General features: G+C 72.4%; 18 protein-coding genes. 10 read left to right on the forward strand and 8 right to left on the reverse strand.

What is annotated here, in order from left to right; translation table 11 throughout:
* Positions 1-300: 300 nt before the first annotated feature.
* Both AB0I72_RS12455 and AB0I72_RS12460 read left to right on the forward strand, forming a co-directional pair.
* The gene (locus AB0I72_RS12455) at positions 301-1020 is read left to right on the forward strand and encodes a DsbA family oxidoreductase (RefSeq protein WP_358566438.1); all 720 of its coding nucleotides are present in this window, start codon (positions 301-303) and stop codon (positions 1018-1020) included.
* Between the two features lie 60 nt (positions 1021-1080).
* Positions 1081-1569: a peptidylprolyl isomerase gene (locus AB0I72_RS12460; RefSeq protein WP_358566441.1), complete on the forward strand. Its 489-nt coding sequence runs from the start codon at positions 1081-1083 to the stop codon at positions 1567-1569.
* A 141-nt stretch (positions 1570-1710) separates the two neighbouring features.
* Here AB0I72_RS12460 and ychF read toward each other — a convergent pair whose 3' ends face one another.
* Positions 1711-2796 carry a redox-regulated ATPase YchF gene (ychF, locus tag AB0I72_RS12465; protein WP_358566444.1) on the reverse strand — a complete coding sequence of 362 codons (1086 nt, stop codon included), beginning with the start codon at positions 2794-2796 and terminating at the stop codon, positions 1711-1713.
* Positions 2797-3069: 273 nt separating this feature from the next.
* On the opposite strand from ychF, the gene AB0I72_RS12470 reads away from it, so the two are divergent.
* Positions 3070-4044, forward strand: coding sequence for an FkbM family methyltransferase (locus tag AB0I72_RS12470; protein WP_358566447.1), 975 nt, complete (start codon positions 3070-3072; stop codon positions 4042-4044).
* 26 nt (positions 4045-4070) lie between these two features.
* Here the strand turns inward: AB0I72_RS12470 and AB0I72_RS12475 are convergent, their stop codons facing one another.
* The 3 genes from AB0I72_RS12475 to AB0I72_RS12485 form a co-directional block, all read right to left on the reverse strand.
* A complete protein-coding gene (locus AB0I72_RS12475) occupies positions 4071-5141 on the reverse strand; it encodes a 5'/3'-nucleotidase SurE (RefSeq protein ID WP_358566450.1) in 1071 nt (356 codons plus the stop codon).
* 203 nt (positions 5142-5344) lie between these two features.
* Complete coding sequence (locus AB0I72_RS12480; protein WP_358566453.1) at positions 5345-6040, reverse strand: alpha/beta hydrolase; 696 nt, start codon at positions 6038-6040, stop codon at positions 5345-5347.
* A gap of 59 nt (positions 6041-6099) precedes the next feature.
* Positions 6100-7407 carry an MFS transporter gene (locus AB0I72_RS12485; RefSeq protein WP_358566456.1) on the reverse strand — a complete coding sequence of 436 codons (1308 nt, stop codon included), beginning with the start codon at positions 7405-7407 and terminating at the stop codon, positions 6100-6102.
* 183 nt (positions 7408-7590) lie between these two features.
* On the opposite strand from AB0I72_RS12485, the gene AB0I72_RS12490 reads away from it, so the two are divergent.
* Complete coding sequence (locus AB0I72_RS12490; RefSeq protein WP_358566458.1) at positions 7591-8643, forward strand: LacI family DNA-binding transcriptional regulator; 1053 nt, start codon at positions 7591-7593, stop codon at positions 8641-8643.
* A gap of 690 nt (positions 8644-9333) precedes the next feature.
* Here AB0I72_RS12490 and AB0I72_RS12495 read toward each other — a convergent pair.
* On the reverse strand, positions 9334-11805 hold the full coding sequence (locus tag AB0I72_RS12495; RefSeq protein ID WP_358566461.1) for a glycoside hydrolase family 3 C-terminal domain-containing protein: 2472 nt from the start codon (positions 11803-11805) through the stop codon (positions 9334-9336).
* Between the two features lie 124 nt (positions 11806-11929).
* Between AB0I72_RS12495 and AB0I72_RS12500 the strand changes: the two genes are divergently transcribed.
* The 3 genes from AB0I72_RS12500 (at position 11930) to AB0I72_RS12510 (ending at position 14616) form a co-directional block, all read left to right on the forward strand.
* Positions 11930-12550, forward strand: a complete 621-nt coding sequence (locus AB0I72_RS12500; protein ID WP_358566464.1) for a TetR/AcrR family transcriptional regulator — start codon at positions 11930-11932, stop codon at positions 12548-12550.
* 13 nt (positions 12551-12563) lie between these two features.
* Entirely contained in the window at positions 12564-13790 is a 1227-nt protein-coding gene (locus AB0I72_RS12505; RefSeq protein ID WP_358566467.1) for a DNA recombination protein RmuC, read from the forward strand.
* A 289-nt stretch (positions 13791-14079) separates the two neighbouring features.
* The gene (locus tag AB0I72_RS12510) at positions 14080-14616 is read left to right on the forward strand and encodes a DUF6542 domain-containing protein (RefSeq protein ID WP_358566470.1); all 537 of its coding nucleotides are present in this window, start codon (positions 14080-14082) and stop codon (positions 14614-14616) included.
* A 38-nt stretch (positions 14617-14654) separates the two neighbouring features.
* Here AB0I72_RS12510 and AB0I72_RS12515 read toward each other — a convergent pair whose 3' ends face one another.
* On the reverse strand, positions 14655-14918 hold the full coding sequence (locus tag AB0I72_RS12515) for an exodeoxyribonuclease VII small subunit (RefSeq protein WP_358566473.1): 264 nt from the start codon (positions 14916-14918) through the stop codon (positions 14655-14657).
* Positions 14919-14920: 2 nt separating this feature from the next.
* Positions 14921-16207 carry an exodeoxyribonuclease VII large subunit gene (xseA, locus tag AB0I72_RS12520; RefSeq protein ID WP_358566476.1) on the reverse strand — a complete coding sequence of 429 codons (1287 nt, stop codon included), beginning with the start codon at positions 16205-16207 and terminating at the stop codon, positions 14921-14923.
* Between the two features lie 105 nt (positions 16208-16312).
* Between xseA and AB0I72_RS12525 the strand changes: the two genes are divergently transcribed.
* On the forward strand, positions 16313-16783 hold the full coding sequence (locus AB0I72_RS12525) for a hypothetical protein (RefSeq protein WP_358566479.1): 471 nt from the start codon (positions 16313-16315) through the stop codon (positions 16781-16783).
* Positions 16780-17076, forward strand: coding sequence for a transcriptional regulator (locus tag AB0I72_RS12530; protein WP_358566482.1), 297 nt, complete (start codon positions 16780-16782; stop codon positions 17074-17076). Before AB0I72_RS12525 ends, AB0I72_RS12530 begins: the two co-directional genes overlap by 4 nt.
* A 57-nt stretch (positions 17077-17133) precedes the next feature.
* On the opposite strand, the gene AB0I72_RS12535 is transcribed toward AB0I72_RS12530, so the two are convergent.
* Positions 17134-17805 (reverse strand): hypothetical protein, encoded by a 672-nt coding sequence (locus AB0I72_RS12535; protein ID WP_358566485.1) that lies wholly within the window; start codon positions 17803-17805, stop codon positions 17134-17136.
* A gap of 313 nt (positions 17806-18118) precedes the next feature.
* Between AB0I72_RS12535 and AB0I72_RS12540 the strand changes: the two genes are divergently transcribed.
* Positions 18119-19090, forward strand: coding sequence for a 4-hydroxy-3-methylbut-2-enyl diphosphate reductase (locus tag AB0I72_RS12540; RefSeq protein ID WP_358566488.1), 972 nt, complete (start codon positions 18119-18121; stop codon positions 19088-19090).
* The last annotated feature ends 10 nt before the right edge of the window (positions 19091-19100 follow it).

The raw sequence follows: 19100 nt of genomic DNA on the forward strand, positions 1-19100 counted from the left end.
GGGACCACGACCGTGCAGGTCAGTGCATTTCCGGATGTCCAAGTCAGGGATTAGTCACCTGGCGGAAAGCAGCGTGTTGCCCCCGGGAGTGAAAAACCGTTGGCGGGATGTAACCGGCGTCTCCCTCGGGGCAGCCATACACGTCTCCGCCGCGCGGGGCCCCGGCGAGACGCGCCGTCCGGGTGACGCGTTCCTCGGAATGCCGGGCAGCCGACCGCTGTTGACGTCCCTCGCAAGCAGACACCCCGCCCGGGGGCGCACCCCTCCCCGAACCCGGTCGCCCGAGAAAGAAGCCGTCACATGCGCGTCGAGATCTGGACCGACATCAACTGCCCCTGGTGCTACGTGGGCAAGGCCCGCTTCGACAAGGCGCTCGACGGCTTCGAGCACCGCGACCGGGTGGAGGTCGTGCACCGCTCCTTCGAGCTGGACCCCTCGCACCCCAGCGGCGAGGGCGTCCCCGTCGTGCCGTTGCTCGCGAGGAAGTACGGCATCACCGAGGCACAGGCCGTCCAGGCCGAGCGGCGCATCGCCGACAACGCGGCCGCCGAGGGTCTGGAGTACCGCACGGAGGGGCGGGACGTCGGCAACAGCTTCGACATGCACCGCCTGCTGCACCTCGCCGCGGAGCACGGCCGCCAGGGCGCGCTGATCGACGTCCTCTACCGGGCCAACTTCGCGGAGGAGCGCTCCGCCTTCGAGGGCGACGAGCGGCTCGTGGAGCTGGCGGTCGAGGCCGGGTTGGCGGCCGAGGAGGCCCGGGCGGTCCTCGCCGACCCCGAACGCTACGCCGCCGAGGTGCGCGCCGACGAGCGGGAGGCCGCCCAGCTCGGCGCCACCGGGGTGCCCTTCTTCGTTCTCGACCGCGCCTACGGCGTCTCCGGAGCCCAGCCCGTCGAGGCGTTCCGCCAGGCGCTGGGCCAGGCCTGGGCGCACCGCTCGCCCCTCACCGTGGTCGACGGTCCGCAGGACGCCGAGGCGTGCGGCCCCGACGGGTGCGCCCCGCCCGCCCGCGACTGACCGGCGGCGAACGCCGTCGCAGGTGGTCATCGCCTGGATCCCCTGTGGCAGGATTGCGCCATGAGCAACGTCTTCTTCGACATCACCATCGACGGTCAGCCCGCCGGCAGGATCGTCTTCACGCTGTACGACGACGTGGTGCCCGAGACCGCGCGGAACTTCCGGGAGCTCGCCACCGGAGAGCACGGCTTCGGTTACGAGGGTTCCTCGTTCCACCGCGTCATCCCGGCATTCATGCTGCAGGGCGGCGACTTCGACAAGGGCGACGGCACCGGCGGCCGAAGCATCTACGGAGAGACCTTCAACGACGAGAACTTCGAACGCAAGCACGACCGGCCCGGCCTCCTGTCCATGGCGAACGCGGGCAGGAACACCAACGGCTCCCAGTTCTTCATCACCACCGTCCCCACCCCCTGGCTGGACGGCAAGCACGTCGTCTTCGGCGAGGTCGTCGAGGGCATGGACGTCGTGAAGGAGATCGAGAAGCTGGGCTCGGCCAGCGGCCGGGTCGCCAAGGAGGCCGCCATCGCGAAGTCGGGCACCGTGTAACGACGCCCGTCACGACACGGAGGGAGTCGGCACGGGCGGCCCGTCGCCCATCCGGCACGGCACGAGCGAAAGGGTCCACCCCCACGGGGGCGGACCCTTTCGGATTTCGTGACCACCGGATCAGCGCGGTGGCGCCGTGTGTCAGACGTTGAAGCGGAACTCCACCACGTCGCCGTCGGCCATGACGTAGTCCTTGCCCTCCATACGGACCCGGCCGGCGGCGCGGGCCGCCTGCATGTCGCCCGCCTCCACCAGGTCGTCGTAGGAGACCACCTCGGCCTTGATGAAGCCGCGCTGGAAGTCGGTGTGGATGACCCCGGCCGCCTCGGGAGCCGTCGCGCCCTTGCGCACGGTCCAGGCACGGGCCTCCTTGGGACCGGCGGTGAGGTAGGTCTGGAGGCCCAGGGTGTCGAAGCCGACCCGGGCCAGCTGCGCCAGTCCCGACTCCTTCTGCCCCATGGACTCCAGGAGCTCCTGCGCCTCCTCCTCGTCCAACTCGGCCAGCTCCGCCTCGATCTTGGCGTCGAGGAAGATCGCCTCGGCCGGGGCGACGAGCTCCTGGAGCTTCGCGCGCAGCACCTCGTTGGTCAGCTCACCGCTGTCGAGGTTGAACACGTAGATGAACGGCTTGACGGTGAGCAGGCTGAGCTCACGCAGCCGGTGCGTGTCCAGGCCCTCGGCCGCGTAGAGCGAGGTGCCGTCGTCGAGGATCTCGCGAGCGGCCAGCGCCGTCTGGAGCAGCTCCTGGGCGTCCTTGTCCTTGGCGTTGCGCTTGGCGTCCTTCTCCAGCCGCGGAATCGCCTTCTCCAGGGTCTGGAGGTCGGCGAGAATCAACTCGGTGTTGATGGTCTCGATGTCACGCGAGGGCTCGATGTCACCGTCGACGTGGGTGACGTCGGGGTCGTCGAAGACCCGGATCACCTGGCAGATGGCGTCGCTCTCGCGGATGTTGGCGAGGAACTTGTTGCCCAGGCCCTCACCGGTCGAGGCGCCGCGCACGATGCCCGCGATGTCGACGAAGTCCACCGTCGCCGGGAGGACCTTCGCCGAACCGAAGATCTCGGCCAGGGTGGCGAGCCGGGAATCGGGCACACCCACGACCCCGACATTGGGCTCGATGGTCGCGAACGGGTAGTTCGCGGCCAGAGCTTCGTTCTTGGTCAGCGCGTTGAAGAGGGTGGACTTGCCGACGTTGGGCAGGCCGACGATCCCGATAGACAGACTCACAAGGTCAGAGTCTATGCGGACCGGCGGGTGGGCAGATCCGTCGCGGCCGAGCCGATCCGTCGCCGTCGGAGGGCGGGGCCAATCACCGAAACGCACTGCGCAGGGGACGCCACGCGCAGTAGGTTCGAGACAGTCGCCGGAGTCCTGGGGCGGAGGGGGCACACGGGGGCGCCGTGGACGGGCGTCGCCCCGGTGTCGCGGGACGCCGAGCGGTCCGCTCCCCCATCCCGCGCCACGACCCCGTTCCCGGGGGAGAAGCAGGGGGAGACAACTGTGGTCACCGACCAACTACGCGCACTCGTACGCCGCTATCCCATGGTGCGCTTCGCCACGCGCCAGATCCGCGTCCACCTCCCCAGACGGCTGGGCGGGCTCGACCCGGCCCGGGTGCCGCCGTGGAACCGGGACCTGACCGTCGTCCTGCCCCGGCTGGAGACCGGGACGCCTCCCACCGGTCCGGACAGCATCGCGCTGCGCCTGCCCGGCGACCTCACCGTCCCGCGGCGCCTGGCCGCGTCGGGCTTCACCCGGCACGAACCCGACAGCCTCGCCTGCTTCCTGGCGATGCTCGACCACGCCCCGCCCGGCGCGGTCCTCGACGTGGGCTCCGGGGTGGGCGTGTACTCGATCCTGGCCAGCGCGCGCACGGAGCGCGCCGTCTTCGCCTTCGAGCCCACCCCGGAGATCGCCTCGGCGGCCCGCGTGGTGTCCCGGAGCGCCGACCTGGGCTTCACCGTCGTGGAACTGGCGCTGAGCAACCACAACGGCACCGCCCACCTGCGCCGGGCCCGGCACAACGACATGTGCAACACGATCGTCCACACCTCGCGCGCCGACCTCGCGCACATCCCGGTGGCCGTGGTGACCCTGTGCCGGTGGAACGAGGAGGCGTCGGTCCGGCCGTCGGTGCTCAAGGTGGACACGGCGGGCACGGAACCGGACGTGGTGGCGGGCGGGCTGGAGGTCCTGCGGCGCCACCGGCCCTGGATGCTGGTGAAGGTGCGCCCGGACCGGGGGCTGGAGGAGCGGCTCATGGCACTGCTCGACCCGCTGGAGTACACGTGGTACCCGGTGAGCGGTCCGCCTCCCTACGAGCCGCGCCCGGAGATCGCCGGGCGGGCGTCGCCCGCGTGGGAGCGGATGTGGATGTTCACCCCCTCCCCGGCCCCGGAGGCGTTCTGGTCCTCGGTCAGCGCGTGGCGGCGCGCCCTGGAGGAGTGCTCGCCCGGGGCGCGGCGGAATCCCTGACCGCGCCCCGGTTCGGGGCCGAACCCTCAGGACGACCCGAGGGTGCCCACCAGCGCGGCCAGGCGCTCCACCGCGGCCGGGTCCTCGCCGGAGGCGTACGTGCGGTCGGCGGTGAGCGCGCTGACCGAGGCCGCTCCCTCCGCGAGGAGCGCCGCGCTGTCCGCGTTCTCCTTCGTCTCGGGCAGGCAGTCCGGGGTGTCCGGTGCGCAGACGGTCACCCCGAGCTCGAAGGAGTCCTCGCCGGAGAACTCGGGGAGCAGGACGGTTCCGGTGCCCGCCTCGGTCCACCGGACGTCGGCGGCGGGCTCTCCGTCCGGGGAGTGCGGGTGGTTGACGTTGACCAGGTACTCACTGGTGAGCAGGTCGGCGCCGTGCATCCGAGCGACGAGGTCCGCGGCGAAGGCGGCGGTGGCGGTGTAGGTCTCGGGGGTGACCATCAGGTCCTCGTCGATCGAGGCGCTCACCGCGATGGACGGGATCCCGGCGAGCTGTCCCGCGAGGGCCGCGCCGACCGTGCCGGAGTTGGGGATCTGGGTGGCCACGTTGGGACCGGAGTTGACGCCCGAGATCACCAGGTCCGGCGCGTCGTCCCAGCCGACCAGCTCCGGCAGGCCGTGGCGGAGCGCGAAGTTCACGGAGTCGACCGGGGTGGCGCTCGGCGAGTCCTCGTCGCAGGGCCCGTCCTCGACGCAGACGCCGTAGACCGCGCCCTCACCGGAGGCGTCGGCGCAGTCGCCGGCGTACTCGTCGGGGAGTCCGGGGTGCTGTCCCAGACCGAACGACCCACTGTGGGAGATGGCGCTGCTCATGCTGGACTGGTAGTCCCAGGGTGCGAAGACGACGACGTCCGCGCCCGCCTCGCACAGCGCCGACCGCAGCTCGTACAGACCGAGGCCGTCCGAACCGTCCTCCTCGGCCGCCTGCATGGAGTCGTCGTTGCCCAGGAGGACCCGGACGCCGTCGAGGGAGGCGGGGGCGAACTCCTCGGGCGCGCCGGTGTCCGAGGCCTGGTCGGAGGAGGTGTCGGGTGCGGTGCACGCGGCAAGGAGGGGGAGTGCCGCCAGGACGGCGGCGCGGCGGATCGTGCGGGATGGCATGAACGGATGACCTTCCGTGTCGGGGGATGGACGCGCGGTGGGCGCGGTGATCCGTCCGGACGCGCGAGCGGTCCGGGCGGAAGCGGGCGGGGTGGGAGGGGGCGGCGATCGGTGCGAAGAACGCACGGCGAAGGCGGGGCGCGTGTGCCGGGCGGGGCGCACGGCCCGTTGACCGGCCGGTGGGCGCCCCGCCCGTGCGGTGGTTACAGCCAGCCGTCGAGGGAGGCGAGGAAGGCCGGGTAGTCGTCCCGGTGGATGCAGTGGCCCGCGCCCTCGACGGTCCGGACGGTGAAGCCGCGCTCGGCGAGCAGGCGGGCGCCGTCCTCGCCCACGGTGAAGCTCGGGTCGGCCAGTTGGACCAGGGAGGGCACCACGGCCTCCTTCGGCATCCGGTCCTCCGCCGACGCCTCGGTGATGACGTCGAAGAAGTCGGGGTCGAAGGCGGCGAACCCGACGAGCTCGGCCTCGACGTCGGCGTCGCTCCAGCGCGGGTTCATGGCGCGCACGCTCTCCGCCGTGGCCTGGGCGACCATGCGGCGCATGGCTCCGAGTGCGGCCGCCGAGGCCCCGCTGAACTGGAACGCCGGGTCGGAGTAGACCGCGCGTGCCGGGCGCAGGCGATCGACGGCCAGGGAGAGGGCCAGACCGCCCATGGAGTGACCGACGGCCAGGTCGGCGCCGGTCGGAAGGGTGTCGACCAGGTCCTGGCCGAGCGCCGTGACGGAGTACTCACCGCGCGGACTCTTCCCGTGGCCGCGCAGGTCGACGCCGATCACCCGGTAGCCGCGGTCGAGCAGGTCGGCTTCGAGGGCATGCCAGGTGCCGTGGTCGGACATGGCGCCGTGGACGAGCAGGGCGGTGCGGTCGCCGTCGCCGGTCACGTGGGTCGCGAGTCGCATGGGTCTCTCCTGTGCGGGTGGTCGGGGACGGGTTCGGGGTGGGTCGGGGGTGCGCGGTGTCAGCGCACCTGGCGGACGAAGACGATGGCGAGCGCCCCCAGGAGGCCGACGGCTGAGCCGACCAGGAACAGCGACCCGTAGCCGCCCAGGTGGAGGATGATCGCCGAGGCGATGAACGGGGCGATGATCTGCGGCCCGGCGGCGGCGATGTTGAGGACGCCCATGTCCCGGGCCGCGTCGGCGTCGCTCGGCAGGACGAGGGTGGCCAGGGCGGTGTCCACGGCCATGAAGCAGCCGAACGCGCTGCCGTTGACCGCGGCGAACACGAGCATGCCGGTCCAGGTCGGCGAGAGGAACGGGATGAGCATCGCCAGAGCGGAGACGACGCCCGAGACCAGCGCGAAGAGCTTGCGGCGGTCGAGGCGGTCGGAGAGCGGTCCGCCGACGGCCGTGGTGAGGACGGTGCCCACGGCGGTCACGAGGGTGAGCACGGTGACGGCGGCGGCGGGTTCCAGGCCCTCGGGCAGCGCGATGAAGTAGTCGAGGATGTAGAGCTGGAAGCCGAAGATGAGGAAGTAGCCGAGGAAGAGCAGGGCGCGGCCGGTGAAGACCAGGGCGAAGTCGCGGTGGGCCAGGGCGGACAGGAAGCGGCCCAGCGCGGCGACGGGGTTGCCGCCCGCGGTGGTGTCGCGCTCGGGCAGCTCGTCGCCTCGGGGGTCGTGGGTGGTCGAGGTGAGCAGGACCGCCGAGGCGACGACGATGCCGCCGAGGACGATGTAGCCGATGGGGAGCTGGGCGGTGAAGAGGGCCGCGAGGCCGGTGCCCAGGACGCCCGCCACGGAGAGCGCGATGCCCATGGCGGCGGCCGCGGTGCCGCGCCGCTCGTGGGGAACGCGGTCGGGGATGATCGCGGTGAGCGCCGCGTGGTGCAGGTTCATGGCGCCCTGAGCCAGGCACCAGCCGATCACGATCATCAGGAGCGAGTCGGCGTAGCCCAGGACGAACACGAGGACGAACGCGGCGAGCGCGCCGCCGAGGAGCCAGGGGTTGCGGCGCCCCCAGCGGGTGCGGGTGCGGTCGGAGAGCGCACCGCCGATCGGGTTGAAGACGGTGCCGAAGACGGCGGCGATCCCGCCGACCAGGCCGAGGTTGGCGACGGCGGCCTGCTCGTCGCCGGGGGTGAGCGCCTGGACCTGGAGGGGGAGCAGAACCGCTCCGATGCCGAGGTAGAAGGCGTAGACGGCGAGGTTGCCCACACCCAGGAGCGGGATGAGGCGGCCGAGGCCACGCCGTCCGGTGGGTGGGGTGGGGGCCTGGGTGGGGGCGGACCCCCGCGCGTCCGGCCTGGGGGAAGCGTGCTCGGACATGTGGTGTCTCCCTGGCGTGAACCTGTGTGACGAAGAAACGCCTGTTCAGGCGTTGGTTACGCGTTTAAGCTAGGTTACGCGTTTAACCTTGTCAATAGATTCGACATCGGCAGTTCACACACGCCGGTCCCGCCGGAAACCTCCGCCGGGCTCCGGCCCCGACAGGCAGGGCAAGATAGGTCCATGACTTCCATCCGCCCCCGACCCGCCACCATCACCGACATCGCCAAGCGCGCGGGCGTGTCGACCGCGACCGTGTCGTACGTCCTCAACGACACCCCGGGGGCGCGCATCCCGGAGGCGACGCGGTCGCGCGTGCGGTCCGTCGCCGACGAGCTGGGCTACGTCCCGCATGCCAGTGCCCGATCGCTGCGCACCGGCAGCAGCGACCTCGTGCTGTACGTGCAGATGGACGTCGTCCAGGGGCCGCTGGCGTCGCGGTTCCTGCACGACCTGTCGCGCGGGCTGCGGGAGCTGGGTTACACGCTCATGCAGTACGGGCCGGAGCGCAGTCGGGGGGTGAAGGCCGCGCGGTCGTGGGCGGGCATGCGTCCGTCCGCCGTCATCGCCGGGGACGACCGGCTCACCCCGGCGGGGATCGAGCTGCTGCGCAAGGCCGACATCCGGGTGATCGCGGTGGGCACGTCCTCCGGGCGAGCCAAGGAGCTGGGCGTGTCCACGCTGACCATGGACCACCACGGGCTGGGTGAGATCGCCGGACGCCACCTGGTCGAGCGGGGCTGTCGCGACATCGCCTCGGTCGTGCCCGGGCAGGACGTGCTGCGCCAGATGGGTGAGCGGCGCTTGGCGGGCGTGCGGTCCGGAGCCGGGGTGGCCGAGGAGTCCGGGTCGGGGGCCGGAGTTGGTTCGGGGACCGGATCCGAGGTCACCGTTCGGCGCCACGACATGGACTGGACACCCGAGAGCGCGGCGGAACTCGTCGGGACGTGGCTCGAGGAGGGGCTGCCCGACGGGGTGTTCGGCTACAACGACGAGTTCAGCGGGCTGCTGCTCGGCGCGCTGGTGGACGCGGGCGTGCGGGTCCCCGAGCAGGTCGCGCTGGTGGGCGCGGACGACGTGATGCTGTGCCAGATGCTGCGGCCGCGGCTGACGAGCGTGCGCATGGAGTCGGAGGACCCCGAGGCCACGGCGCGGCGGATCGTCGACGCGGTCCGGGGCCGCGCCGAGGTCCACCTGTCCCCCTGGACGCCGGTCCTGGTACAGCGGGAGACGTAGGGCCGGCGGCTGGACGGCCGGGTGGGGTGCCCGCGGGCGGGGCGGGCGGAATGCCCGAACAGCCAGGGCGGGGAGGGCACGGACGGCTTGGACGGGGTGCCCGCGGGCGACCGGGGCGGGGAAGCCGTGTCGCACCCGACCCCTGGCTGTCCACAGTTCCGGGAATGGGCCTGGCAGGGCAGACCGCGACCGTGGTTTAGTCGTATTTGGGGGCGCTCACAGCCCGCCCGGCATCGGCATGCCCACCGACGCGCCCGCCCCCGGCCACTCGTCGAGGACCACTCGTCGACGACCTGGGCGGAACGCTCGGGTCGGTGGGCACACGGCATGGCGGGGACGATTGAGATCCCCCTTATAGGTCAGAGGACCACGGTGGAGCCCCGATCCGCCAGCCCTGTCCGGCTACCTGTGGACAACGCGACCTGAGCGGGGGCGCGGCACCTGCCCGCTCGGGGACACGACACGGGCCCCGCCCGGAGACACGACACCGGCCCGCCCGGGACGCGACACCCGCCCACCCGGGGGCGCGGCACCGGCCCACCCGAGGGCACGGCACCCGCCCGCCCGGGACGCGGTACGGGCCCCGCACGGCCGGGTGCTGGTCGGCACACGGCGGCCGGGCGGGGCACGGTCAACGGACGTCGACGGGCGGAGTCCCGTCCACGCGGGTCGACCGGGACGGACCCCCGATCAGCGCAGCTCGACGGGGACGGACAGGCGGGTGTCCTGGTACGAGCGGCCGACCAGCAGCTCGTACGCCCCCGCCACGTACTCCCACTCGTCGGCGTCGGCCGCCCACGTGCGGATCGCGTCGCGCGGCACCGTGACCACGGCCTCGACCGTCGCTCCCGCCGCCGCGCGCACGGTCGCGAACCCGGCCAGCACGCGCGCGGGCCGGTCCCCGGGCTCGCGCGGCGCCAGGTAGACCTGCACGACCTCGTCGCCGTCGCGCTCGCCGACGTTGGTCACCCGTACCCGCACCTCGGCCAGGTCGTCCCCCTCGGTGTCGGGTCCGGCCAGCTCGACGTCCACGGAGTCATAGCGCCACTCCGTGTAGGACAGCCCGTGCCCGAAGCAGAACGCCGGGGCGGTCCCGGTGCGCTCCCAGGCCCGGTAGCCCACGAACACCCCCTCGGTGTAGTCCAGCACGCCGTCGGTGGGCGCCACCTCCAGCACCGGCACGTCCTCCGCCGCGACCGGCCACGTCGTGGGCAGGCGCCCGGACGGGTCCCGGTCGCCGAGCAGCACGTCCGCGAGCGCCCCGCCGACCTCCTGACCGCCGAACCAGGTCAGGAGGATCGCCGACACGTCCTCCCGCCAGGGCATGTCCACCGGCGCACCGGCGTTGACCACGACCACGGTGCGCTCGTTGACCTCCGCGACCCGCGCGACCAGCTCGTCCTGGCGCCCGGGCAGCCGCAGGTCGGAGCGGTCGAAGCCCTCCGACTCGACCTCCGCCGTCGTGGCCACCAGGACGACGGCGACGTCGGCGCCCCGAGCCGCCTCGACCGCCTCCGCGATCAGCTCGTCGTCGTCGGCCATCGGCCCCCGGTGGGTGAGGGTGAAGCCGATGAAGGTGAAATCGCCCATCCCCAGGTCCTGGTGGGTCTTGACCACGCTGACCCGGACCTCCTCACCCGCGGTCAACTCCACCGGGACGGTGGTCGTGGGCGGGTCGAACATCGCCGCGCCCGGGTCGTCGCCCTCGAAGTGCAGCTCACCGTCGAAGACGACGTCGCCGCCGACCGTGAGGACGTAGCGCCCGGCGCCCGAGATCCCGAAGACGTGCTCGCCGGTCGCCTCCGGCGTGAAGGCCCCGCTCACCTCGACCCGGTCCAGCTCGGCGTTGGCCACGCCGCCGGGCAGCTCCCCGATCCAGCGGGCGGTGCCGTCGGGCAGCGACTCCGTGGTCAGCACCCGGCCGTCGGCGGCCAGGAACGCGGCGGTCATCGGCGCCGCCACGGCGGGCAGGTTCGCGCGCGGGTCGGCGCCCACCGCGTAGGTCAGCTCCACGCCCTCGGGCAGGGCGGCCCGCAGCCCCTCCAGCGGAGTGACCGTGCGCTCGGCGAACACGCTGGCGCTGCCGCCACCGCTGGTGCGGGCCTCGGAGGCGGCCAGGCCGATGAGCGCGACCCTTCGCGTCCGGGCCGGGTCGACGGGCAGCGCCTCGCGCTCGTTGCGCAGCAGCACGAAGGACCGGGTGGCGATCTCGCGGGCGACGGCGCGCCCGTCCAGCCCCGACGGCCGGTCGGCGGGGGCGACGACGGGTTCGGCCCCCTCCAGCAGGCCCACGCGGGCGGCGAGCAGCAGGACGCGTCGGGCGAGCGCGTCCACCGCCTTCTCCGGAACGCGACCGTCGCGGACGGCGTCGACGAGGTGCTGGCCGTAGACCGTGTTGGGTCCGGGCATGGCCACGTCGAGCCCCGCCAGGCAGTCGCGGACGGTGTCGCGGGCGGCGGTCCAGTCCGAGACGATGAACCCGTCGAAGCCCCATTCGTCGCGCAGCACGGAGTTGAGGTCGAGGTGCTCGGTCATCGTCGTGCCGTTGACCTTGTTGTACGCGGCCATGACGCCCCAGGGCCGCGCGAGGGCGACGATGCGCTCGAAGGGGGCGAGGTAGATCTCGCGCAGCGTCCGCTCATCGGCGCGCACGTCCACGGTGAAACGGTCGGTCTCGGAGTCGTTGGCGACGAAGTGCTTGACGGTGGTGCCGACCCCGCCGTCCTGGACGCCCAGGACGTAGGCGGCGCCGATCTCCCCGGTGAGGTAGGGGTCCTCGGAGAACGTCTCGAAGTGGCGTCCGCCCAGCGGGGAGCGGTGCATGTTGACGGCCGGGGCGAGCAGGACGTGGACCCCCTTGCGCCGGGCCTCCTGGGCGAGCAGGTGCCCGGCGGTGCGCACGAGGTCGCGGTCCCAGGTGGCGGCGATGGCGGTGGGGCTGGGCAGCTGGATGGAGGGGTCGTCGGGGGTCCAGCGCTCGCCGCGCACGCCGACGGGCCCGTCGGACATGACGAGGCGGCCGAGACCGATGGCGGGGTTGGCGGCGACGGCCCACATGGAGTCGCCGGAGAGCAGGCGGACCTTGGCTTCGAGGTCGAGGGCGGCCAGTGCGGCGTCGACCCGCCGTTCGCGGGCCAGGTCGGCGTCGGTCGGTGCGGTCATGTCTCTCCCACGGGTGCGTCGGGGACACGGAAGGAATTTACCTACCGGTCATTCAGCAAAACACTGACCTCAGATTAAACGCTTAAGCTGAGCGTGTGAAGCCCCCGCGAGTAGCCTGGCCCCGATGACCGAGCCCGAACCCACTCCCGCACCGACCCGACGGGGACGCGGCCGCCCGCCCGCGACCGGACGCCGGGACGAGATCCTCGACGCCGCGCTGGCCGAGTTCGCCGAGTCCGGTGTGCAGGGCACCTCGCTCGCCGCCGTCGCGCGCCGGGTCGGGCTGAGCCAGCAGGGCGTGCTGCACCACTTCCCCAGCAGGGAGGCCCTGCTCATCGCCGCGCTCGCCCGGCGCGACGAGGTCGACGTCCGCGAACTCGACGGCCTCGACGAGACCGCCGCCGTCGTCGAACTCGCCGAACGCAACGCCCGCCGCCCCGAGGTGGTCCGCCTGCACAGCCTGCTCACCGCCGAGGGCCTGACCGGTGACCACCCCGCCTCCGACTACGTCCGCGACCGCTACGCGCGCGTCCGCGAGCAACTCGCGCGCACCCTGCGCGCCGAACACGGGGACCGGCTGCCGAGCGGCGCCACCCCCGACCAGGCCGCGGCCCTCCTCACCGCCGCCATGGACGGCATCCAGCTCCAGTGGCTCTACGACCCGGATTCGGTGGACATGCCGGCCTTGGTGGGACTCCTCACCGATGTCCTGCGTGGCGCGCCTCCGGAATCCGGCCGCTCCTGACACCATGAGCGACATGGACGCCCTCGTTCTCGTTCTCGTGCTCCTCGTCGGTCTGGCCCTCGGGGTCGCGGTCGGTTGGGCCCTGGCCCGCGGCCGTTCGGCCGAGGACCGCGCGAACGCCCGTGCGGCCGAGGAGCGCGCCGCCTACGTCGAGGAACAGCTGGCCGACCGGTTCCGCGCGCTGTCGGCACAGGCACTGGACCAGACCAACCAGCGCTTCCTCGAACTGGCCGAGGGGCGGCTGCGCGCGGTCAGCGCCGAGGCCGGGGGCGACCTCGACGAGCGGCGCCGCGCAGTGGAGCGCATGGTCGAACCGCTGACCGCCACGCTCAACCGGGTGGAGACACAGCTGCGCGAGGCGGACGCTGGGCGGGCCGCCGCCCACGCCGAGCTCGCCAAGCAGGTCGAGCTGGTGCGTGAGGGCTCCGAGCGCCTGCGGGACCAGACGCGGGCGCTGGTGACCGCGCTGCGGCGGCCGGAGGCACGCGGACGGTGGGGCGAGCTGCAACTGCGCAGGGTGGCGGAGCTGGCGGGGATGTCCGCGCACTGCGACTTCGACGAGCAGGCGAGCACGGGCGACGGCGCCCTCCGCCCGGACATGGTGGTGCGCCTGGCGGGCGGCAAGAACATCGTCGTGGACGCCAAGGTGCCGCTGGCCGCCTACCTGGACGCGGTCGAGTCCGAGGACGAGGCGGTCTCGGACGAGCGGATGCGCGCCCACTCCAGGCAGCTGCGCACCCACGTCGGCCAGTTGGCGGCGAAGTCGTACTGGGCGGCCTTCGCCCCGGCGCCGGAGTTCGTCGTGCTGTTCGTTCCAGGGGAGGCGTTCCTGGCCCCCGCCCTGGAGCGCGATCCGGGGCTGCTGGAGCACGCGATGGCGCGGCGGGTGCACATCGCCACGCCGACGACGCTGATCTCCCTGCTGCGCACCGCGCAGTACGCGTGGCAGCAGGAGGCGCTGAGCGAGAACGCGCGGGAGGTGTTCGAACTGGGCAAGCTGCTGCACAGCCGCCTCAGCACACTGGGCGGGCACGTGGAGGGCCTGGGCCGGGCGTTGGGCCGGACGGTGAGCGCGTACAACCAGACGGTGGGCTCCCTGGAGAGCCGGGTCCTGGTGACCGCCCGCCGGTTCAACGAACTCGGGTTGGCGGACGGCGAGCTGGAACGGCCGTCGGGTGTGGAGGAGCGTCCGCGCACGACAGCCGCGCCCGAACTGTCCGCACCTGAAATGGTTGAATAAGGAATGTCCGTCACCGCGTCGATCACAGCCCGCGACGAAATTCGGCGCGAGGTTAACGCGAACAAGGGTCAGACCCAAACGGGTCCAGAAGGTACCGCTCCGCCGGTGTGGCACCGGATCCAGGCGGAACCATCACGCCCCAACCCGGTGTCCAACGGGTGGAAGACGTGTTCGTCGCGGATGGGGCAACCAGCCGAAATGGCGACACGATCCAAGGAAAAGTCACCGAAGACTCACGTGAAGTGACACACTGAACACTGTGAGTAACACACTTGGGAGGCGCACGGTCATGCCCCCGCGGAAGGCGGATGGTCCGAGGCCCGGACACCCACCGCACTCCGTACGGCCCCGCGGCCGCGGACGGGACGTCCCTCGCGCCACGAAGTCCAACCGTACGGATCCACCACCCTCGGCGCCCGAGCGGCGGCCGCCCCGCCTGACCGGCCGGGGCGGGGTGCTGCTGATCTGCGTCCTCAGCTTCGCCGGGACGATGATCGCGCACTGGACGTCCGCCCCCGCGGCCCCGGGGCTGGCCTTCACCACCGCGTGCCTGGTCACCGCGTCACTGGTCCGGCCGAGCGACCTGCTGTCGCTGTCGGTCAGCCCGCCCATCGCCTACTTCGTCGCCGTGGCCGCCGCCGAGAGCCTGATCGCGTTGGGCAACGAGGGTTTCGCCCGCGTGCTGACGCTGGGTCTGGCCTCGCGCCTGGCGGAGGTGGCCCCGTGGCTGTTCCTGGGCACGGCGCTGGTGCTGGTGATCGGGGTCTTCCGAGGGTTGCCCGGCAACATCCGCGAGCTGAGCGACGACGTCAACGGTCGGCGGTAGCGCCCCCGAGGGGACGTCCGCCCGGCGGCGGGGGACGCCTAGAAGGGGGCGTCGTCGTTCTCGGAGGCCTCACCCTGACGTTCGTCCATGGCGGCGGCCAGCTTGGCGCGGGCTCCCTCCAGCCACTGTTCGCACACGCGTGCCAGCTCCTCGCCGCGCTCCCACAGCGCGAGGGAGTCCTTGAGGCTGAGACCGCCGGACTCCAACTGTCGGACGACGTTGTTCAGCTCCTCCCGGCTCTCCTCGTAGCTGAGCTCGGGCTCGGCGTTCGCCGTGTCCTGGTCGTCGACCCGCTTCGCCATGTCTACTCCCCCTCCGTGGTGTGCTCGGTGTCGTCCGTGCGTTCGGTGTCTCCGGTTCGCCCGGGGCGCCCGGTGTCCTCGGTGTGGATCGCGTCCACGGTCGCCGTCAGGCTGTCCTCGGCGAAGCGCACGCGCAGGGACTCCCCCACGCTCGGCTCGGCCGCGGACCGGACCACCGACCCGTCCCCGCGCTGCACGATGGCGTAGCCCCGCGCCAGGGTGGTGGCCGGGGACAGGGCGTGCAGGCGGGCCCGCGTGTGCCCGAGCCCCTCGCCCGCCCGGTCCAGGGAGACGGTCAGGCTGCGACGGGCGCGGTCGCGCAGTTCCAGGACCTGTTCGGTGAGGCGGTCGATCTCGCGGACGGGGCTGGCCAGCGCCGGACGCGAGCGGATGCCCCGCAACCAGGCGAGTTCACGCTCCACTCCGCCCCGGATGACCCGGCGTCCCCGGTCGCGCAGCTGCCGGATGATCTCCAACTGCTCCCCCACGTCGGGGACGGTCCGCTTGGCGGCGTCGGTGGGCGTGGAGGCGCGCAGGTCGGCGACGTGGTCCAGCAGCGGGGCGTCCTGCTCGTGCCCGATCGCGCTCACCACCGGCGTCCCCGCGGCGGCCACCGCCCGGACCAGCGCCTCGTCGGAGAACGGCAGCAGGTCCTCCAGGGAGCCGCCGCCGCGCGCGATGACGATGACGTCGACGTCCGGGTGCGAGTCCAGCTCCTTGAGCGCCTCCATGACCTCGCGGACCGCGCGGTCGCCCTGCACGGCGACGGGACGGACCTCGAAGCGCACGGCGGGCCAGCGGCGGCGGCCGTTCTCCAGCACGTCCCGCTCGGCCGCCGAGTCACGGCCGCAGATGAGGCCGACCGTGTTGGGCAGGAACGGCAGCGGGCGTTTGCGTTCGGCGGCGAACAGACCCTCGGCCGCCAGGGTGCGGCGCAGCTGGTCGAGCCGGGCGAGGAGTTCGCCGAGACCGACGTGGCGGATCTCCAACGCGCGCAGCGAGAAGGTGCCGCGCACCTCGTAGAAGTCGGGCTTGGCGTGGACGACCACGCGCGCCCCGGCCTCGGGCGGCGGGCTCTGCGCGTCCAGGACCGAGGTCTGGCACACGACGCGCACGGACACGTTGGCGACGGGGTCGCGCAGGGTCATGTACGCCATGCGGCCACGCCGGTTGAGCTCGGCGATCTGGCCCTCGACCCAGATCCGGCCCAGGCGGTTGATCCAGTTGCCGACGGCGCTCAGCACGACGCGTACCGGCTGCGGCGCCTCGGCGGAACTCTCCATCCCCATACCGAACGACCCTACGGGAGGCCGCCGACAACCCCGCACGACGCGGCCCGCGGCCGGACGGATCCTCAGTTGACGACATGGAAAGTCAGCGGCTAAGTTTCCAGCATGGAAACTGAACCCGTGACCCCCCGTCCGACCCCCGAGGAGGCGGCCGCCGCGCTGCGCGAGGTGGAGGAGGCCCAGGAGACGACGCGTGCCGTGAGGGTGCCCGCCTGGTACTACCCGGTGCTCGGACTGATCGTCGCCCCCTACGGACTGCTGTTCGTCATCCCCCGCACTGGCGTGTGGCTCGCCGTGTACCTGCTCGGTCTGGCCGTGTTCATGGCCGCGACCGTCGTGCTGATGCGGGTCGGCGTGAACCAGATGGGGGTCTTCCGGTGGCTGACCTTCGAGGAACTGCGGCCCATCGCGATCTGGTCCCTGTTCCCGGTCCTCGGAGGGATCGGGCTGTACCTCGCCTACGGCACCCCGTGGGCCTGGGTCGCCGCGACCGTCGGGCTGGGCGCCGCCATCGCCCTGTTCGGTCCGTACCACCGCCGCACCAGCCCCTACTACCAGGAGGGCGGGAACCGTTGAGCGCCGAGTCGGACGACGGTTTCAACGCGACGATCCACGCACCCCAGCGGCTGCGGATCTGCGCGATGCTCGACGCCGCCGACCGGGTCGAGTTCGCCACCGTCCAGGCGCGCCTGGAGGTGAGCGCATCGGTCCTCAGCAAACACGTGAGCGTCCTGACGGACAAGGGCTACCTGGACCAGAGCCGGGCCACACGGGACCGACGACAGCGCGTGTGGCTCTCCCTCACCAAGGAGGGGCGGTCCGCCTACCGCACCCACGTGGCCGCGCTGCGCGCGATCACGGGCGCCTGAGCGCACCCCCGGCGGGGCCGCCGGAACGGCGGGGCGGCCCCGCCGCGACGGGAGCGGTCACTCGGCGGACTCCAGCTTGGCGATGCGGTTGTCGTACATCTTGATGAACTCGGGCCGACCCTGGTGCGCGACCTCGTAGGCGCGCAGGTCGCGGACCTGGCCGATGGTGAGCTTGCGCAGGCGGGCACGGATCGAGGGCAGCGTGAGGTCGTCGTAGGTGGGGACGGCGAGCTCGTCCGCGCTGGGGGCCGCCTCCTTGCGGACCCGCTCCAGGACCTCGTCGCTGGCGACCTCGGTGTGGGCCTCGGCGACCGCGATCTCCTCGGCGATCTCCGCGCTCCTCTCCTGGAGGTCGGCCGTCGCGGGCGCGGGGGACTCGGGCGAGGTCTCGTCGACGGAGGCGGGAGCGTCGTCGCCCGCCGCGGTCTCGGCGGCGGTCTCCTCCGCGACGGCCACGGCCTCCTCGGAAGCGGAGTCCTCGGTCCTCTCCGGAGCGTCGGCCTTCGCGGACTCCCCGGCCTCCTCGGCGGCCGGGCGCTCCGTGGCGGCGGCCTCGGGAGCCTCGCTCGCGGGGGGCGCCTCGGCGGCCGGGGGTTCCTGCGGCTCGGCGCTCCGGGGCGCGGCGGGCTCGGCCGCCTTCGCGGGAGCGGTGACGGGCATGGCCTCCTTGCGCCCGAAGATCCCCTTGACCAGGGTCAGCAGCTTCGTGGCGACGGTCGGATTCGACATAGGACGGGGGCTCCTGATGCTTTCGGCGGGTGGGCGAGCGGCGCGCGTCCAGCAAACCAGCAAGGCCGTGTTGGGGGCGAACCGTCGATCGGATGCGATGGTGAACCAGGATAGAGGAGGGAGGATCACCATGAGCAGGGGATAAGTGAACGATTTCGCCACGTCGAGGGAGAACGGGCGACGTTTCGCCCTCCCGTCCGCCCCGGCCCGACCCTCACACGGCCCCCGTCCGGACCGGTCCGGAGAACGTCCACGTCAGTGCCCTCTCCCACATCCGCCCCGGGAACCGCTCGGGACACCTAGGATGGAGGACATGACTGCGACGACCACTGCGACGAACCAACGCCGTGTCCTGCTCGCCAACCCCCGCGGATACTGCGCCGGTGTCGACCGCGCGGTCATCACCGTCGAGAAGGCCCTGGAGCAGTACGGCGCACCGATCTACGTGCGCAAGCAGATCGTGCACAACACCCACGTGGTGCGCACCCTGGAGGAGCGCGGCGCGATCTTCGTCGAGGAGACCGAGGAGGTGCCCGAGGGCGCCATCGTCGTCTTCTCCGCGCACGGTGTGTCCCCCGCCGTCCACGAACAGGCCGAGCGGCGCAAGCTCAAGACCATCGACGCCACCTGCCCGCTCGTGACCAAGGTCCACAAGGAGGCCAAGCGCTTCGCGGCCGAGGACCGGGACATCATCCTCATCGGCCACATCGGCCACGAGGAGGTCGAGGGCACCAGCGGTGAGGCCCCCGAGCACATCCAGATCGTGGAGAGCCCGGACGAGGTGGACAAGGTCCAGGTCCGGGACCCGAACAACGTCTCCTGGCTGTCGCAGACGACGCTGTCGGTCGACGAGACGACCCAGACCGTGAACGCGCTCCGCGACCGGTTCCCCAACCTGCTCGACCCGCCCAGCGACGACATCTGCTACGCCACGTCCAACCGCCAGGACGCGGTCAAGGCCATGGCCCCCGAGTGCGAGCTGGTCATCGTGGTCGGCTCCGACAACTCGTCGAACTCGGTCCGCCTGGTCGAGGTCGCCCTCGACGCCGGCGCCGACGCCGCCCACCTCATCGACAACGCGTCGCTCATGGACGACGCCTGGCTGGAGGGCGTGACCACGGTCGGCGTCACCAGCGGCGCGTCCGTGCCGGACATCCTGGTCCGCGAGCTGCTCGACAAGCTGTCCGCGCGCGGCTACGACTCGGTCACCCCGGTGACCACGGCCGACGAGACCCTGACCTTCTCGCTGCCCAAGGAGCTCCGCCGCGACCTGCGCGCCGAGTAGTCCACACGCG

This window comes from Nocardiopsis sp. NPDC049922, assembly GCF_040660275.1.
GTDB lineage: Bacteria > Actinomycetota > Actinomycetes > Streptosporangiales > Streptosporangiaceae > Nocardiopsis.

Bases quoted from the DNA above. Each gene is read 5' to 3' on its own strand.
- AB0I72_RS12455 (WP_358566438.1), top strand. From the start codon at position 301: ATGCGCGTCGAGATCTGGACCGACATCAACTGCCCCTGGTGCTACGTG.
- AB0I72_RS12460 (WP_358566441.1), top strand. From the start codon at position 1,081: ATGAGCAACGTCTTCTTCGACATCACCATCGACGGTCAGCCCGCCGGC.
- AB0I72_RS12475 (WP_358566450.1), bottom strand. From the start codon at position 5,141: ATGCCATCCCGCACGATCCGCCGCGCCGCCGTCCTGGCGGCACTCCCC.
- AB0I72_RS12480 (WP_358566453.1), bottom strand. From the start codon at position 6,040: ATGCGACTCGCGACCCACGTGACCGGCGACGGCGACCGCACCGCCCTG.
- AB0I72_RS12485 (WP_358566456.1), bottom strand. From the start codon at position 7,407: ATGTCCGAGCACGCTTCCCCCAGGCCGGACGCGCGGGGGTCCGCCCCC.
- AB0I72_RS12490 (WP_358566458.1), top strand. From the start codon at position 7,591: ATGACTTCCATCCGCCCCCGACCCGCCACCATCACCGACATCGCCAAG.
- AB0I72_RS12495 (WP_358566461.1), bottom strand. From the start codon at position 11,805: ATGACCGCACCGACCGACGCCGACCTGGCCCGCGAACGGCGGGTCGAC.
- AB0I72_RS12500 (WP_358566464.1), top strand. From the start codon at position 11,930: ATGACCGAGCCCGAACCCACTCCCGCACCGACCCGACGGGGACGCGGC.
- AB0I72_RS12505 (WP_358566467.1), top strand. From the start codon at position 12,564: ATGGACGCCCTCGTTCTCGTTCTCGTGCTCCTCGTCGGTCTGGCCCTC.
- AB0I72_RS12510 (WP_358566470.1), top strand. From the start codon at position 14,080: ATGCCCCCGCGGAAGGCGGATGGTCCGAGGCCCGGACACCCACCGCAC.
- AB0I72_RS12515 (WP_358566473.1), bottom strand. From the start codon at position 14,918: ATGGCGAAGCGGGTCGACGACCAGGACACGGCGAACGCCGAGCCCGAG.
- xseA (WP_358566476.1), bottom strand. From the start codon at position 16,207: ATGGGGATGGAGAGTTCCGCCGAGGCGCCGCAGCCGGTACGCGTCGTG.
- AB0I72_RS12525 (WP_358566479.1), top strand. From the start codon at position 16,313: ATGGAAACTGAACCCGTGACCCCCCGTCCGACCCCCGAGGAGGCGGCC.
- AB0I72_RS12535 (WP_358566485.1), bottom strand. From the start codon at position 17,805: ATGTCGAATCCGACCGTCGCCACGAAGCTGCTGACCCTGGTCAAGGGG.
- AB0I72_RS12540 (WP_358566488.1), top strand. From the start codon at position 18,119: ATGACTGCGACGACCACTGCGACGAACCAACGCCGTGTCCTGCTCGCC.